The 16,377-nt window shown below is 58.8% G+C and carries 10 protein-coding genes and 1 pseudogene; 7 read left to right on the top strand and 4 right to left on the bottom strand.

Annotation, left to right across the window (positions count from 1 at the left end; translation table 11 throughout):
• The first annotated feature begins 39 nt into the window (after positions 1-39).
• Positions 40-2,676, top strand: coding sequence for a CehA/McbA family metallohydrolase (locus XH96_RS33240; RefSeq protein WP_246789859.1), 2,637 nt, complete (start codon positions 40-42; stop codon positions 2,674-2,676).
• Between the two features lie 154 nt (positions 2,677-2,830).
• On the opposite strand, the gene XH96_RS33235 is transcribed toward XH96_RS33240, so the two are convergent.
• Positions 2,831-3,922, bottom strand: coding sequence for a LacI family DNA-binding transcriptional regulator (locus XH96_RS33235; RefSeq protein ID WP_194389649.1), 1,092 nt, complete (start codon positions 3,920-3,922; stop codon positions 2,831-2,833).
• A gap of 213 nt (positions 3,923-4,135) precedes the next feature.
• Here XH96_RS33235 and XH96_RS33230 point away from each other — a divergent pair, with 213 nt between their 5' ends.
• From XH96_RS33230 to XH96_RS33215, 4 genes and pseudogenes are all read left to right on the top strand, one after another.
• The gene (locus XH96_RS33230; RefSeq protein WP_246789858.1) at positions 4,136-5,386 is read left to right on the top strand and encodes a CaiB/BaiF CoA-transferase family protein; all 1,251 of its coding nucleotides are present in this window, start codon (positions 4,136-4,138) and stop codon (positions 5,384-5,386) included.
• Between the two features lie 249 nt (positions 5,387-5,635).
• Complete coding sequence (locus XH96_RS33225; RefSeq protein WP_194389648.1) at positions 5,636-6,787, top strand: glycoside hydrolase family 88 protein; 1,152 nt, start codon at positions 5,636-5,638, stop codon at positions 6,785-6,787.
• 176 nt (positions 6,788-6,963) lie between these two features.
• On the top strand, positions 6,964-7,893 hold the full coding sequence (locus tag XH96_RS33220) for a dihydrodipicolinate synthase family protein (protein ID WP_092219732.1): 930 nt from the start codon (positions 6,964-6,966) through the stop codon (positions 7,891-7,893).
• Between the two features lie 3 nt (positions 7,894-7,896).
• A pseudogene (locus XH96_RS33215) lies at positions 7,897-9,353 on the top strand (NAD-dependent succinate-semialdehyde dehydrogenase).
• Between the two features lie 702 nt (positions 9,354-10,055).
• Here the strand turns inward: XH96_RS33215 and XH96_RS33210 are convergent.
• From XH96_RS33210 to XH96_RS33200, 3 genes are read right to left on the bottom strand one after another with little or no spacing between them, the layout of a single operon-like run.
• The gene (locus tag XH96_RS33210) at positions 10,056-10,958 is read right to left on the bottom strand and encodes an NAD(P)-dependent oxidoreductase (protein WP_194389647.1); all 903 of its coding nucleotides are present in this window, start codon (positions 10,956-10,958) and stop codon (positions 10,056-10,058) included.
• Between the two features lie 3 nt (positions 10,959-10,961).
• Entirely contained in the window at positions 10,962-11,642 is a 681-nt protein-coding gene (locus XH96_RS33205; RefSeq protein ID WP_194389646.1) for an HAD family hydrolase, read from the bottom strand.
• A complete protein-coding gene (locus XH96_RS33200) occupies positions 11,639-13,219 on the bottom strand; it encodes a hypothetical protein (protein ID WP_246789857.1) in 1,581 nt (526 codons plus the stop codon). The genes XH96_RS33205 and XH96_RS33200 overlap by 4 nt, the downstream gene beginning before the upstream one ends.
• A 465-nt stretch (positions 13,220-13,684) precedes the next feature.
• Here XH96_RS33200 and XH96_RS33195 point away from each other — a divergent pair, with 465 nt between their 5' ends.
• Together XH96_RS33195 and nodU are read left to right on the top strand one after the other, a co-directional pair.
• Positions 13,685-13,837: a hypothetical protein gene (locus tag XH96_RS33195; protein ID WP_194389645.1), complete on the top strand. Its 153-nt coding sequence runs from the start codon at positions 13,685-13,687 to the stop codon at positions 13,835-13,837.
• A gap of 706 nt (positions 13,838-14,543) precedes the next feature.
• The gene (gene nodU / locus XH96_RS33190) at positions 14,544-16,205 is read left to right on the top strand and encodes a nodulation protein NodU (protein WP_194389644.1); all 1,662 of its coding nucleotides are present in this window, start codon (positions 14,544-14,546) and stop codon (positions 16,203-16,205) included.
• Positions 16,206-16,377: the final 172 nt, after the last annotated feature.

Below are 16,377 nucleotides of genomic sequence, written 5' to 3'. Positions count from 1 at the left end.
TTGCGCGGCACCAGAGTTCCTGAAGCTCGAGTTCGAAGCATGAAAACACCTTCATCGCCGCACTTCACGCCTGTGGACCTGAAGCGATATTTCAACGCCAGGCGCGCAAATACGGGTGAAGGGTTCGCGGCCCGCCCGGGTGATACGGGCTGGATCGATTCGCTTCGTGGGCTCCAGACTCATCGCGGCATGCCCTTTCTGTTCGGCACCGAAACAGGGCCGGATGTGCTGGAACTGCGCCCCGGGGCCTCTCCTGCCGTAATTGCGTTGCCGCGGGCAACGGCGAGCTATGTGCTGTTCGTGCAAGTGGTCGCAGACCGCCCCAGTACAAGTCCCGAGGGTTTCGGAGAGATCGGCCCTGCTACGCTGCCTGTTGAAGGTAATCCACTCGGCGACCGGGTGGCGACATACGGGCTCCGCTATGCCGACGGCAGCGAGACCGACGTGCCGGTGCTGCGCCGCTTCGCGATCCAGCAGAACCACATCTCCTGGAGTGCGAGTGCGTTCGCCGCCCTGCCGCTACGCGGCCCCATCGTGCATGCAAGCACGGGCGAGGACTTTATACTCGGCAGAGGGCCGGGGGCGTGCTTCTTCCAGGGCGAGGCCCGCACCCAATCGGGACGCATGGATCGACAAGGTGAGAACCTGTGGCTTTACGCGCTCCCGAACCCCTATCCGGACAAGGAGCTTTCGGCGCTAAGCTTGCACGCGGAACAGGAAATCTCGCTTGTCTTTGCGGTGACCACGACCACGCTCACCCAGCACCCGTTGCGCCTCCAGGGCCGTCGCAAGCTGAAGGTAAGGCTGCCGCCCGGGGCTCATCTCAATAAGCTTGGCGAGCTCGATGTCGACGATCGAGGCGAGCAGATCGGCATGGACCTCGGCACAGTCATCTCGGCCCGGGCAGTGCTCGAGTACTCCAGAGCGGATTGGCTGGGCGCCAAAGTTGATGTGCAACCCGTGCGCTCCGCCAACGAAGTCATCGTTGAGTACTCCGCGCATCCCGACGCAAGGCTCTATCTGCGCTCCGACGATGGCCGCTTGCATATGTTCGAGCTTCGATCGTTGGAAGGCGGCGGTAACGAAGGCGGCGCCTCGCTTAATGTGGCCGCAGTCGAACCGGCCACAAGGCCGGTCAAGATCCGCATCGTGGAGAAGGGCAGCGGGGTGCGTGTTGCCGCGCGGCTGCATGTCCATGGTGCGCACGGAGAGTATCTGCCACCCAAGGGACATCACCGCAAGGTCAATACTGGCAGGTTCGAGGACTTTTCGGGCGAATTTGCCAATGGGCTGAACCAGTACGCCTACGTGGACGGCAGCTGCGAGGCGGACCTGCCGCTCGGGCCCGTGTTCGTAGAGATCAGCAGGGGTTTTGAGGTGCGCCCGCTGCGCACCATCGTCGAAATCACCGCAACGACGGACAATCTCACCTTTGAGCTCGACCGTGTGCTGCGCTGGCGCGAAGAGGGATGGGTCAGCTCTGATACGCACGTTCATTTCCTGAGCCCGCAGACGGCGCTGCTTGAGGGCAAGGCGGAGGATGTCAACGTCGTCAACCTGCTCGCCGCACAGTGGGGCGAGCTATTCACCAACGTCGCCGATTTCGACGGGCGCACGACGATCGGGGCAAAGGATTTCGGCGGGGACGGGGAATTCCTGGTTCGGGTCGGCACGGAGAACCGGATGCAGGTTCTGGGGCACATATCGCTGCTCGGCTACGAAGGTGAGATGATCAATCCGCTCTCCTGCGGCGGGTCCAACGAAGCTGCGATCGGCCATGTTCTGGAAGCGACCATGGCCGACTGGGCGGAGCGCTGCCGTCAGCAAGGGGGCCTGGTCGTGATGCCGCATGCGCCGAACCCGCAGGCGGAACGTGCGGCCGATATTGTGCTCGGCCTTGTTGACGCCATCGAAATGATGTCGTTCAACCCGCGGACCGCGCAGATCAGCGCATTTGGTCTTGCCGACTGGTATCGCTACCTCAATATCGGGTGCCATCTGCCGCTGGTGGCCGGCTCCGACAAGATGGACGCGGCCGCACTCCTCGGGGGCTCGCGGACCTATGTGCGGCTGGGCCAACGCGACTTCACGTATCGCAACTGGATGGATGCCGTGCGCAGCGGGGACACGTTCATCACGGTCGGGCCTCTGGTTGAGATGATCGTTGAAGGACGCCGCCCTGGAGGCACGGTGGTCCTTCCCCGTTCAGGCGGCACCCTCACGATCAACTGGCGGATTGAATCAGTCAGCGTTCCGCCGGCACGAGTGGAGCTCATATGTAACGGCACGGTCCTCGAGGAGATTCGATGCGGGGGCTTATCGTGCAAGGGGCAGCTCTCCGTGCCCATTAGCGATTCATGTTGGATCGCACTGCGCGCTCGGGGCAGTGTCGCCGGACGCGAGGCCGACATTGCGGCGCACACCAGTGCGGTATATGTCAAAGTAGGCGAGATGCCCATCTTTGCCACCGCGGATGCAGTCTCGGTCCTTGCACAAATCGAGGGATCGATCGCCTATATGGACACGCTTGCTCCCAAGTCCGATGAAGCGCGACACGCGCGACTGCGAGCTGCCCTGGAGCTTGCGCATCATCGCTTGCATCATAGACTGCACGAACTCGGCGCCAGCCACCATCACGCGCCCGTTCATTCCGTTCACGTTGAACGCGAGCATTGAGAAGCCTCTAGTTCGGTTGATGGTCGTGCAGGCGCGCGTCGCATGCTCAGCAAAGTTGCTGACGGGCGATTGGTGAAATGGAATGCCTCACCGGGTCCCTCGGCGCGAAGGATAGCCCACCGTTCTGAAACGGATTTCAAGAACCGGAGCCCGATCAATGATCTCGCCTGCGCCCGCGCCGGGCGGGACGGACGCCGGACCGCGGCGGCGCGCTCGATGAGCGCATGACCAGCCGATAAGGCAACACGACACTTCTCGGGACAGGACTTCCAGCGATGGCATTGATGAGATAATCGGCGGCTCCCCGGCCGATTTCTGCTGCCGGAACACTGACCGTTGTGAGCGGCGGGTCCATTTGCGCCGCCAGCTCCACATCGTCAAATCCTGTGATGGAAAGCGTGGCCGGTACGGCCAGACCCATCTTGCGAGCCTCTGCCATTGCACCGATGGCAAGCGTGTCGGTGGTGCAGATGACTGCTGTCGTGTCCGGATGATCGGTGAGGAGTTGACGAAGGGCACTACGGCCTTGGGCAAGCGAATAATCGGCCTTGACGATCTGGGTTGGCTTGAGCGCGAGGCCGGCGTCCGAGAGCGCGCGCTGAATTCCCTCGAGCCTGGCGCGGGATCTGTCGTTTGACGCAGCAACAACGTTGGCAATTGCGCCGAAACGGACGTGTCCAAGCCTTAGCAGATACTCTGTCATCTCGCGGGTGGCGCTTTCGTTGTCGATTCCGATCGCGGGGATGCCGCCGCCGGCCTTGGCAACATAGGTGGTGATGACGGGAACGCCTGCCTGTTCGATCAGGCTCCTCAGCTCCCGTCCGTGGGAAGCTCCGACCAGCACGATTCCATCGATGCCACGTTCAATGAGACTTTGAAGTTCCTGAAGTTCACGCCGCTGGTCATATTGCGAATTCGCAATGAAAAGCGTGTAGCCGCTTTCGCTGAGGCGGTTCTGGAGCGCTTCGACCCCTTCTGCAAAGATACCGAGCGCCAGCGTCGGAACGATGACGCCGACGGTCCGCATGCGTCCCGATTTTAATGCTCTGGCTGCGCTATCGCGCGTGTAGGCGAGGTCATTGATATGCCGCATGACCCTGTCGCGAAGCTCCGGCCGTACGATATCGGGGTGATTGAGCACCCGCGATACCGTCGCCGGCGACACATTTGCCTTCCGAGCAACGTCCTCGATCTTCACGCGCGGCTGCTGGCGGCCTTTTGGCGCGATTACAGGTTTCTTGTCCATTTGCGTTGGTCAACCAAGAGAAGGAGAGGGTCACCCCCTCAAAAGGGTTAAACCATCACGAGCGCCACCTTCTCAAGCCCTGTATACGGGCCGTCGGCGCTATTTCTGGCCCTCTCATGCGCATCGAGCGGGGGAAGCGAATCTCATTCAAAAGTTGGTTATTCGCTTGACTCCGGTTCTTGCGCGGCCTAACTCTGAAATCGATTTCAGAAATTGAGCGCCAAGCAGCTCGATTTCAGGCAAAACCGAAAGCAAGGACGTATGGTCGATCTTTTGAAGGGCATTCGTGTCCTCAGCCTCAATCACTTTCTGATGGGTCCGGTCGGCGTGCAGTTTCTCGCCGACCTCGGTGCGGACGTGATCGCCGTGGAGCCGCCCGGAGGGGCCTTTCAGAGGAAGTGGGGCGGGGCGGACAAGCGGGTTGATGGCCAGTCAATGTTGCTTCTCACGGGCAACCGCAACAAGCGCAGCCTCACGCTCGATCTGAAAAAACCCGAAGCCGTCGTCATCGCCAGGCAACTGATCGCGAAATCGGATGTGATCGCAGAGAACTTCCGCCCGGGTGTGCTCGACAAGCTTGGTCTCGGCTACGAAGATGCAAAAAAGATCAATCCGCAGATCATCTATGCGGCTGCCTCCGGCTACGGTCCTGATGGGCCCTACGTCAACCGCCCAGGCCAGGATCTCTTGATCCAGGCCCTATCAGGACTTGCGATGATCACCGGAAGTCGCGAGCAGGGGCCGCGGGCTGTGGGCGTTTCTGCCATTGATCATCACGGCGCCGCCTTGTTTGCGGCGGGCATCCTGGCTGCCCTGGTGAGGAAGGCGCGCACGGGGCGGGGCTGCCGCGTCGATGTAAGCCTACTGTCGGCTGCGCTCGACCTACAGATGGAATCTTTTACCTGCTACTTGAACGGCCAAAGGCCTGACGACGTCCGTCAGCCGGGTCCGGTGGCGGGCTGGTACTACGGCGCGCCCTACGGCATCTATGCGACACGCGATGGACACATTGCGATCTCTTTGGGATCGCTGGAGGCGCTCTCAGACGCGCTTGGCCTTCCGGTCGACCAGCGAATTCCTGACGAGGAGGCTTATCGCCGGCGGGACGAGGCCTCAGCCATGATTGCGCCCAGTGTCGCCAAACGCACAACCACCGAATGCATCGCCTTGTTCGAGGCGCGCGGAATTTGGCACGCTGCGGTGAACGATTATGCCGACGTCGTTGCGGATCCGCAGATTGCGCACAACAGAAATTTCCAGGTCGTGACCGGCGCGACTGGAACTCCCATCACCCTCGTCAGCCATCCCGTGCGCTACGACGGCGAGCAGCCGGACGTGCGTTTACCCCCGCAAAAGCTCGGTGCGCAAACGGAAGAGATTCTGAAAGAGCTGGGCTATGACGCCAGGAAATTGAAGCATCTTTACGATACGGGCGCCATCGGCGCTGCGGACTCGCATCACTGAACGACCAAAGTGACTTCTCGAAAGTGGCGCGCTTACGTCAGGAGGCATGGTGATCGGCATCAACTTGCGCGCGGCTTTCCCTGCGGTGTTGCTGACGAGGCGTGCTCCTCGGCAGCGATGCAACCTAGCGCACGCTTGGAAGTCTGGTGAACATTAACCGTTCACGCCGGGCCAGGACCTGTTGGTAAAGAGCTTTCAGTTGCCGCCAGGCCAAAGCCGCGCGGCGAGTTTTATGTTGGACCAGAAGCCATGACGGAACGCCAATATCTGCTCGCGCGCGAGCGCATGCTGAAGCGCATTGCCAAGACCAGGGACACTGCACGCTCGGGCTTGCCACACTGGGCGAGTGTTGCCGATGGAACATGGACGTATACGCCCGATGGTGATTGGACCGGCGGGGCCTTTGTCGGCGAGCTTTGGCTCGCGCATCTCGCTGATCCCAGGCAGTTCCCAATCGAAGACGCGCGTGCTGCGCTAAGCCGAATGTTGCCGCGTGCCGAGCGGCTTACGGCCTTCAAGGGTTTCGGCTTCTATCATGCTGGCGCCCTCGGCAGCATCCTGTTCGAGGACGAAAACGCGCGCGAGGTGGCTCTGACAGCTGCAAGGTCGCTTCGTGATATGTTCGATCCACACCTCGGACTGATACCGTTGGGCAGGGATGCCGAGGAGGCGAGCGCAGTCGGAGCCTCCGAGAGCAGCATCGACTCCCTTCAGGCGACAGGCCTGCTCTATTGGGCCGCGGAAGAGCTTTCCGATGCTCGGATGGAGGAGGTCGCCAATGCACATATGCGGCGTGTCCTCGAGATCCACGTACGGCAGGACAATTCAGTTATCCAGTCTTCCACCCTTGATCCACACACCGGCAAGGTGCTCAGAACGCACACGCATAAGGGATATAGCGATATCAGCACCTGGGGCCGGGCGCAGGGATGGGCGATGCTCTACACGGCTCACGCCACCATGGTCCGCCCGGACGAACCGCTATGGCGCGACTACGCCGTGCGCCTTCTTGACTGGTGGATCGATCATGTGCCTGCGGATCTCATTGCCTTCTGGGATTTCGACGATCCGGCGATCCCCAACACCAGCAGGGATACTGCGGCCACTGCTATCGCTGCTGCCGCGGCGCTGCGCCTCGCATCCGCGCTTGGGCCTGAGCAGGGCGCCAAATATAGAATATTTGCGGAGCGCACAGTTAATCAGCTGATCTCGAAATACCTGACGCCGACTACTCCCGATGACCCGCGCCCGCCTGGAATGCTCACCGGCGGCTGCTTCACCCGAAAGGCGATTGTGCGCGATATCGATGCGGCCCAGAACGTCGAGCTGATCTTCGGAAGCTACTTCCTGTTTGAATGTCTTGCCATCCTCACCGACCTGGTGCCGCCTGGCTGGATTTAATGAGGAGGCACGAACGGCGTCCAACGCGAGCAAAGCCTCAAACCAACCTCGTTTGTGACGCCACGCCAGTCAATCTGTCAAAAAAGTGCGCCGGTATCGGCGCCACTCCTTAGATGTTGGCGATGGCTGACCCCCGTTCGACAGCAAGTGACCGCCACCTGTCTGGAATCCTCTACATGAGAAATGCGAAAACTCCCATCTATCGCGGCTTGTTCCCGGTCGCTCCAACGCCGTTCACGGAGGCTGGAGATCTCGATCTCCAAGGGCAGCGGCGCGTGCTGGATTGCATGATCGATCAAGGCGTGGACGGAATCTGCATTCTAGCCAACTATTCCGAGCAGTTCCTGCTGTCTGATCAAGAACGCAACATTCTAGTCGAGCTCTGTCTTTCGCATGTCGCGGGCCGCAAGCCAGTCATGGTGACCTGCAGCCATTTCAGCACTCAGATTGCGGTGCAACGCGCCCGCTATGCGGCCGAACGTGGCGCAAGCCTCCTCATGCTGATGCCGCCTTATCATGGTGCAAGCCTCAAGGCGGATGACGGGGCCATGATTGGGCATTTCGGCCGGGTCGCGGACGCGGCAGGGATTCCAATCATGGTCCAGGACGCGCCGCTCTCCGGCGTTACATTGACGGTCCCGTTTCTCGTCCGCCTCGCTTGTGAGGTGCCGCTCGCCAGATATTTCAAGATCGAGGTCCCGTTTGCTGCTGCCAAGTTGCGCAGTCTGATCGAGCTCGGCGGGGAGGCCATCATTGGTCCTTTTGACGGGGAGGAGGCCATCACCATGATGGCAGACCTCGACGCCGGTGCGACCGGAACGATGTCGAGTGCGCTGCTGCCCGATCTGCTTCGCCCGGTGCTCGATCACCACAAAGCGGGACGCAGGCAGGAAGCCGCTCTTGCCTATGCAAAGGTGCTCCCGCTCATCAATTTCGAGAACCGCCAGTGCGGCCTGCGCGCTGCCAAGAGCGTCATGGCTGAAGGTGGTGTGATCAAATGCGAAGCGGTGCGGCATCCGCTCGATGGCCTCCATCCGGCGACGAGAGCTGGATTGATCGAGCTTGCGCACGAGCTCAACCCGCTAGCTCTTCGCTGGGGACATTGAGGCATGAGCAATCCGGAACAAGCGGTGCAGACACAACCTGTGTACCCCCAGATCAAGATGTTCATTGCCGGGGAATGGACGGAAGGGGAGGCAGAGCGCTCGGAAGAGATCCTCAACCCCGCGACCGGACAGCCCATTGGCGAAACGCCTTATGCGTCCCGCGGTGATCTTGATCGTGCTCTCGCGGCCGCCGCGGACGGCTTCGAGATCTGGCGAAAGGTTTCAGCCTTCGACCGGTACAGGACCATGCGCAAGGCCGCCGAGCTCATACGCTCGCGCGCAGTGGGCATCGCTGCAATCATGACCCTCGAACAGGGTAAGCCGCTGAGCGAGTCGAGTGCCGAAACGCTCCTCGCTGCCGATATCATCGACTGGCTCGCCGAAGAAGGGCGGCGCGCTTATGGGCGGATCGTGCCGGCGCGCTTTGGCAATGTCGCCCAGCTCGTGACCAAGGAGCCGGTCGGGCCTGTTGCGGCATTTACGCCTTGGAATTTTCCGATCAACCAGGCCGTGCGGAAGATTTCGGCGAGGGCTGCTCCATCATCGTCAAGGGACCTGAAGAGACGCCAGCGAGCTGCATGGAGTTGGTGCGTAGTTTCGCGGATGCGGGCTTGCCGGCGGGTGTGATCAATCTCGTCTTCGGCGTGCCATCCGAAGTTTCAGATCATCTCATACGCCATCCTATCGTCCGTAAAGTCTCCTTCACCGGTTCGACCGTAGTCGGAAAGCATCTCGCAGCCCTTGCCGGCGCCCACATGAAGCGCGCCACCATGGAGCTCGGCGGGCACGCGCCTGCCATCGTTTTCCCAGATGCCGACGTCGAGAAAGCCGCAAGAATCTTGTCGGCGAACAAGTTCCGCAATGCCGGCCAAGTCTGCGTCTCGCCGACGCGGTTTCTGGTGCATGAGAGTGTCTATGAAGATTTCGTCAAGAGGTTTGTTGCCGAGGCCAGCGCGATCAAGGTTGGCAATGGCCTTGAGAGAGATAGCCGCATGGGACCGCTCGCCAATTCGCGGCGGGTCGACGCAATGGAGAGCTTTGTCGCGGACGCTCTCGATTGCGGCGCCCAGTTGCGCGTCGGCGGCAAGCGTATCGGCAATGCGGGGTGCTTCTTCGCGCCCACGGTCCTGACCGATGTTCCACCTCGAGCGCGCATCATGAATGAAGAGCCGTTCGGCCCTGTCGCCCCGATTGCGCGGTTTAAAACCTATGACGACGTTGTCACGGAGGCCAATCGACTGCCTTACGGGCTCGCCGCCTATGCCTACACGCGATCCGCCGCAACCATGGCCGCGATCGGGGCCGATCTCCAATGCGGGATGGTATCGATCAATCATCATGGGCTTGGACTTCCCGAAGTGCCCTTCGGAGGAACGAAGGAGTCCGGCTTCGGCTCGGAAGGTGGCCTCGAGGCAATCGAGAGCTATCTCGACACCAAATTTGTGAGCCAGGCGAGCTAGAACCGGAATACCAGGTGCCAAACCGGAGCAGAACGATTGTTCGACAGTGCCGCCGGATCGCCTCAAGCGCTTTTCCCCTTCTCCGCTGGCAGACCGGTACGTCTGCCTTCTCCCCAGACTTGAGCCGCTGTCGGAGAAATCCGGCAGCGGTTCTTTTTCTTTGCTGGAATGACAGCTTATTGTTCATTCAGGCAGGAGCAGAAGTAAGATACTTTGACCGGAAAATCGGCGCGGACGGATAACAGCTGCGTCCAAAGCCCTCAAACCTCCGCGCCAATGATAGCCCGCGAGTACTACGAATATTGGCGCGGCCCAGCATAACCATCGCCTGGAATTTATCGGGATGACCATCTCACGCGGATAAGCGCGCAGATGCGGCGCAGGAAGATCGTGGAGAACCGACAAGTCCATTTCCAGTAGACCCGGTTCGACCGCATCATCAAAGGCCATATCGATAACGATACGGGCCTTGGCGGAACAATGCGTCGGCGGTGATACGCAGTCCGCCATACTCGGTTTCCTCGCGAATGCGATTGACCTTGAGGCTGTTTGGATCGAACTCCGCCCATCGTTATGTGAAACGCCGCTGACTTCTTTGAAGATGCGGACCGTCTCGTCCTAATCATTGTTCTCGATGACGAGGGAGTCGAGGGGCACCACGGACTCGTGGAAAAATGGCCCGCTTGGAGCCATACCAAGCGTTTACGATAGGGCCAAATGTGGTAGGGTCAGTTCACCTTTGCCTGCGACAACTGAGAGGTTGAGTTCCTGTGCGGCAGCATCCAGGACCCGCACGGAAACGGCACTCTCGCGCGCTAGGCGCACAGCACACTCGATGTCCTTTGCAGCATTTGCAATCGAGATTGCCAGTGCATCCGGTTTCTCTCCCAACAAAAAAGCGGCGAAGGCTTGGAATATTCCACTGTTCGTAGAGCCCCGACTGACCAAAGACCGTAGTGTTACAAGATCTATCTGAAGACTATCCGCGAATTGGCAGACCTCAGCGGCGACCGCAGCTATGCCCATAGTCATGCTGTTGTAAACAAGCTTGAGCTTGTGGCCGTGTCCGACATCTCCAACATGCGTCACGGTCTCGCAAAACGCGGCAAGAATGCGTTCAGCAACGGGAAAGAGTGTTGTATCCGATCCAACCATCGCATTGAGAAGGCCGAGCTCCGCTTGCTCGGGGCTTCGTGTTACGGGAGCATCAATAAAGCTTAGATCTCGTCTTTGCGCCGTTTTCGCCAATGCAATAGTCGAGGCGGGATACGAGGTTGTACAATCAATTATCAAGCCTCCTCGTGACATGTGGACAAATAGTCCATCGTCATCAAGGCACACCATCTCAACTTCGCGGCTGGACGGTAAGGACAACACCACCACACTTACATGCTGCGCCAACTCAGCGATCGACGTATGTTCGCGGGCCCCTGCACTTATCAGGCGATCGGCACCGAACCGCTTTTTGTTGACTTTGATGTGGAGCTCGCGTTGCTGACGCAGCAGGCTGATGCCTATACCCGTTCCCATGCGCCCCGCTCCGATAAGCCCTACGCTCTGCTTGATCAGTCTGGGAGTCGCGCTCGCTGATGGTCCCTTGCTCATGACTTAGCATTCCGAAAAGTAGCCACGGCTTTGCAGGATGGGCAGCAGCTCGTGATGGTTGTTGATCGTGTAATCTGGACACGCGGCTTGCAGGCGCGAGGTCGAAACAAATCCTCCGGTAATGGATATGCTTGTCAGGCCGAGATTACGTGCAATATCAGTCTCTACGGGCATATCGCCGATGATGAAGGTTGATGCGGGCTTCAGGTCGTGCCGTCGCATATAAAGCCGAAGCCGCTCTCCTTTGCTCATCGATTTGTATTGCGTGGCGCGGCTTTCAAAAGCGAGCACATCGGTGACGTAGTGATCTACTCCAAGCCTCCTCAGCTGGGACTGTAAAGGCGCGACTATGTGGTTGCTGAGGATGATGAGTAGAGCGGATTGTCGTCGCGCCATCTCGAGCACTCTGCGCGCCCCGTCACGTAGATCGGCCTTGTCCGCAAGAGGCTCGTATAAGTCGTGAAACAGTGCGCCATCGTCACGCTCCACTGCCTCAATCTCTTCGCGCGACATTCCAAGGCTAAGGTAGAGACGAGAGAGGGGAACATCACAACGATCCCGAAAGGTCTTTATATCGATGCTCGGACGACCAAAGCGGTCCAAAATGACATTGGTCGTTTCGAGCAGCGCATAGGTGTCATCGAGCAGTGTTCCGTTCCAGTCAAATACGAGAGCGGGTTTCATGATCCTGACCTCAGGCGGGTATTGACAGGAAGAGCGGCCAGCAACGCTTCCAAGTGCCTACGCGCGCGCTGCCGTCCAGCGGGGGTCGGCATCTCGAACGTGAACGGTGACAGATCGATGCCCTCTAGCCTGTTGGCCAAAACGGATACAAGGGCGCGGAAAGGCAGATAAGTTATCGATGCCGCTTGGATCGCCGTCGCAATGTTGCTCTCAACGATTCTGAGCGCTGGCGGCTCCATCCTGTGGAAGCGAAGGCATTGGGCGCGCAGTTCGGACGGCAGCCGCTTCAATGCCTGCCAGAATGCGAGCTCATCTAGCGTATCAATACCCATGCCGTAGTAGTTTGGCGCAACTATAGGGGGAGAACCTATCGCCCAATGTACGTCTTTGGCTCCAGCGGCAAGGAGGATCGTTGTAACGGCTTGGCTGGTATCGCCTCGAATGAGGGCTTCGTCGACAACTATTACAGTCCGTTCAGCTACGGCGGGTTCCGACACTCGATACTTCCGGGCAACGCGAGATTTCCGGGCGCTGGTTCTGCCGAGGAGCGTTCGCTCATGAAATTGCGTTGCCACTACGTCACTACGCTCGGCAAGCACGCCCTGTTCGGCGAGAGAGTCAAATAGACCATCGGCGTACGGGCCCCCAGTATTTGGCATTGAGGACACGATTGGCGGCATCAAGAGTGGCTCTGCTTGAAGTCGCTCCGCAACGATTTTTCCCAAAGAGAGCCCGATGTCGTAACGGGTTTGGCGATGCGAATGGCCCTCGACCGAGGTGTTTGGACTTCCCAAATAGAGAGCTTCGTACGCGCAGAGCTTGGCCTTATGTCCTCGGCAGTTCAGGGCATGGTCAACGTTGGCGCCGGTCTTAGCATCCACGCGCTGTATGCTCCCAGGCAAGAGCTGGCTGATCTCACCTTCCAAGCCTGCGAAGGCACAATTTTCAGAAGCAAAGAGCAACAAGCCATTACTTGCTCGCATAGTCTCCAATGGTCGCAAACCGCTTCGACTGCGGTATGCAACAAGATCTCCGTCCTTATCTAGCAAAAGCGCACTAAGGGCACCATCGATACGATTATCAAGCTCGCGAAAGATAGCTTCGTAGTTTGCGGGCCGGCCGTGACGCCAATATTCTCGTTCGCAAGAGTGTTCAATCCACCTCAGCAAGAGCTCGGCGTCTGTATTCGTATCTGTAAGTTGGCCTCGAGCGAGTACTTCGCTCCTGAGTTCATGAGCGTTCACCAAGGCGCCGTCCAGAGCAATGGCAAAATGGCGGCTAGGAATTGACTGCACGTCGTCGCCATCCCTAGCTCCACAGGATCCGCTACGGATCTGCGCGATTGCAACATGAGGCCGAAAGCACGGGTCCTGTTCGATGCAGTCAATGCGCACCGAACCATCGTTCGATTGAAAGGCCCTTCCATACCGGAGTCCACGCTCTTGCATAAAAGCAGAGACGATGACGCCCGCTTGTCCACGGAGTGCAAGTGTCGGAATCATTTTGTTCAGCTGATCAACGACACGGGGCGATGGTTCGCTTGAAGCGCAGAAAAATGCACCGGCGACACCGGACATATAGTTACCCACTTGTTAAGGAGTCGCTCTGGCGGGGGCGCCTCGATGGCACGTCGCTTCATCCTTAAGCAAGCGTCGTACCAGCGCTTTGCATATGCTAGCTGGCATTTCCGGAGCGAGTAGGGTTGGAAGACAGGCCATTCTAGCCATCGAGTGGTATTGTGCGTCGTTTAAGCACCCACGCGATGTTCAGGATGCTACAACCATGTGCGAAACGCTCCACACCGGAGCGAGCAGGAAGGGGGGCTTAAGGTCGACGAAAGGCTTCTGATCTTCCACTCATGTCTTTCATTTTTGCGTCCAGCCACCAAACGGGGTCTTTAAAGACAACCAGCCTAAGAAAAGGAGCTCAGAGAGGCCAGAGAGTGGCGTTCGACGCTGGCCTGATCAACTACTAACAGTGGTGATTGATCAGGACCATGAATCTTGGCCAGAACGAATCGTGTCGCTTACGCGGACCAACGCATGACGATGCACCTTCAGTTTGGTCAGAAGCTGCAATATGTCACCTTCGGCGGCTCTGTCGCGGCGCGCGCGGCCAAATTACTTGTGTCCGAAAATCCTTCGAAGCCCGAGGTGACTCAGGTATCCACGTGCTTGGCGGCAAAGCGCGGCTAGATCGGCGGGGCTGAAATAACAGGTGGGTAGGCGGATATACCAAGCCGCCATGATCCCGGATCCTGTACTGCCGAGTCTTAGCCATCGAGGGCATCCTCGTCCCTGTGTCTTCACCCAACACAGAGGACGGTGCAACGATCAGGGGCTGTTCGCGACCTTGAACGAGACACCACTTAAGGAAGGAGCATCTGTTTGTTTTCTCAAAGTGCCGTCAATCCCAAAGCGGTGCAGACTAGCGCATCGGTGTTGCCGACACGGCGCATGGCACCTATGATACGCGCAGTCGCCACGATTCATAATGTCGTGCTAGCGCGAATGCCTAGGCGCTAACTGAATTACGAAGCGCGTTCGTTGCACGGTGAGCCATTTCTGGCAGCGCGGCCATGATCTCGTCTACCGGCAGAGAATTTCGCTGAACTTGTTCGCTCGACCTCGCAGAAGGCATAAGGGGCCGCCGGTCGTGCGCATGGAAATCGTTGCTGTAGGCCCGAGTGCCTGGTCCGAAACCGAACGCGTTCGGTGTCACGAACCGGTCAAGCAGCCTCCAATCTCGACTTTAATCAGACAATTGCCGGCGATTCCTCTGATTGGAACTGGCCCAGAGCGTGCATCGTGAAAGATGGGAGCCCATCTGAGTCTCGCAACATGACGGCAGTTGGGGGGAGCGTTCAAATCGAGTGTATCTGACATTAGGTTCGGAGACTGTATGCGAATCTGCGGTATCAAACTGACTCATGACGGAGCAGTCGCCCTTGTCGAGGACGGAAGGCTGGTCTTTTGTGTGGAGCAGGAAAAGCGGGACAATAATCCGCGATATCAAAAACTCCACAATCTCGATGCGGTTGTTGTCGCCTTGGCAGAACACGGTTTGGATCCGCGGGACGTTGACCGGTTCGTCATCGATGGATGGTGGGGCGAGAGTGAGTCACAATTTCAGGTTCTCAGCGGGACTGCATCCATTACCCTTAAAGGGGCGCCGTATGTTGAGGGCGATGCCGACGGCCTCCTCATAGCGCACGACGGCGCTGGGCTGATCCTCAAGGGAAGCGCCTTCCCTTATAAAAGCTATCCGCATGTCACAGGTCATGTGGCTTCCGCTTATTGTACCAGTCCTTTCGCCAAGGCCGGGCAACCCGCGTTCTGTCTGGTTTGGGACGGCGCCTCCTTTCCACGGCTCTACAATGTAGAACGCCACGCAGTCAGGTTCGTCGAGTGCCTCTTTCCGCTGATCGGGCATGCTTATGCTGCCGCAGGCTATCACTTCGGACCATACAAGCAGGCTAACCGGATCAAGTGGGACCTCGGTGTTGCGGGCAAGTTGATGGCCTACATTGCGCTCGGTTCGGTCGATGAAAGCATCGTCGAGGTGTTTCAGGAGCTCTATGAAAAGCACTTTAGCATGTTCACGGAGCCAGTCGGTCGTTGCAGCGAGGACGCCGCGCTTGAGCCTGTCCATGCGTTCTTCGATGCCTGCGTGTTACGGTTAAAGGCCAAAGCCCCCGCAGATGTGCTTGCATCCTTTCATTGCTTCCAAGAGCGTCTGCTCGTTAGCAAACTGGCGAGTGCTGTACAGAGACATTCGAGGTTTCCCGCGCGCAATCTGTGCATAGTCGGTGGCTGCGGTCTCAACATAAAATGGAATAGTGCACTACGAGCTGCCGGCTTGTTCGATGCTATCTGGGTGCCACCCTTTCCGAATGACAGTGGCTCGGCAATAGGTGCTGCTTGCTCCGCATTGGCGGCGGACCAAGGTTTTGTACCATTGGAATGGTCCGTCTATAGTGGTCCAGCCGTGGAACGAGGCGACATGCCGCCCGGATGGGGCGGCTCACCATGCAGCATGCGTGAACTTGCAACCATCCTCGCCAGCAACAAACCCGTGATTTTTCTTGCCGGCCGCGCGGAGCTTGGACCTCGGGCTCTCGGTAGCAGAAGCATACTGGCTGCGGCGACATCGCCGCAAATGAAGGACCGTCTCAACGACATCAAACTTCGCGAGCACTTCCGGCCTGTAGCGCCAATATGCCTGGAGGATCGGGCGCCGGATATTTTTAGTCCCGGAACGCCAGACCCTTACATGCTTTTCGAGCACCTAACACGAGCAGAATGGCGGGATAAGATCCCCGCTGTTGTGCATCTGGACGGATCTGCGCGATTGCAGACCATTTGCAGGACCTCTCGGCACAAGATCGCCGAACTTCTCGTCGAATACGAAGGCCTCACAGGCATTCCGCTACTATGTAACACCAGCGCCAATCACAATGGACGCGGTTTTTTCCCGAATGCGGCATCTGCCTGCCAGTGGAGCCGTGTTGACCACGTGTGGTGCGATGGCATGCTGTGGACGAGACGCGAGGGCTGCGACTGAGCGCTGGTCAACGGCATCTTTCTGTGGACGTGAGATTTGAAAACGGAACGCCGACCGTTCAGAGCCAATTTGGCGGCGGATAGTTCTCATCCAGCCCACGCAGACATCCCCAGGTATACCCTCTCTTTCCGAGGACCCCGATGACCGTGAACAGGACCGCGGCGAATGTTGG

The sequence above is a fragment of the Bradyrhizobium sp. CCBAU 51765 genome, assembly GCF_015291725.1.
In the GTDB taxonomy this organism is placed as follows: Bacteria; Pseudomonadota; Alphaproteobacteria; order Rhizobiales; family Xanthobacteraceae; genus Bradyrhizobium; species Bradyrhizobium liaoningense.
Note: the sequence above shows the minus strand (reverse complement) of the source record. Positions and strands in the feature narration are given on the sequence as shown.

Coding starts and splice junctions, on each gene's coding strand:
- XH96_RS33235 (WP_194389649.1), bottom strand. CDS start 3,922: ATGGACAAGAAACCTGTAATCGCGCCAAAAGGCCGCCAGCAGCCGCGC.
- XH96_RS33220 (WP_092219732.1), top strand. CDS start 6,964: ATGAGAAATGCGAAAACTCCCATCTATCGCGGCTTGTTCCCGGTCGCT.
- XH96_RS33205 (WP_194389646.1), bottom strand. CDS start 11,642: ATGAAACCCGCTCTCGTATTTGACTGGAACGGAACACTGCTCGATGAC.
- XH96_RS33240 (WP_246789859.1), top strand. CDS start 40: ATGAAAACACCTTCATCGCCGCACTTCACGCCTGTGGACCTGAAGCGA.
- nodU (WP_194389644.1), top strand. CDS start 14,544: ATGCGAATCTGCGGTATCAAACTGACTCATGACGGAGCAGTCGCCCTT.
- XH96_RS33195 (WP_194389645.1), top strand. CDS start 13,685: ATGACGATGCACCTTCAGTTTGGTCAGAAGCTGCAATATGTCACCTTC.
- XH96_RS33200 (WP_246789857.1), bottom strand. CDS start 13,219: ATGTCCGGTGTCGCCGGTGCATTTTTCTGCGCTTCAAGCGAACCATCG.
- XH96_RS33225 (WP_194389648.1), top strand. CDS start 5,636: ATGACGGAACGCCAATATCTGCTCGCGCGCGAGCGCATGCTGAAGCGC.
- XH96_RS33210 (WP_194389647.1), bottom strand. CDS start 10,958: ATGAGCAAGGGACCATCAGCGAGCGCGACTCCCAGACTGATCAAGCAG.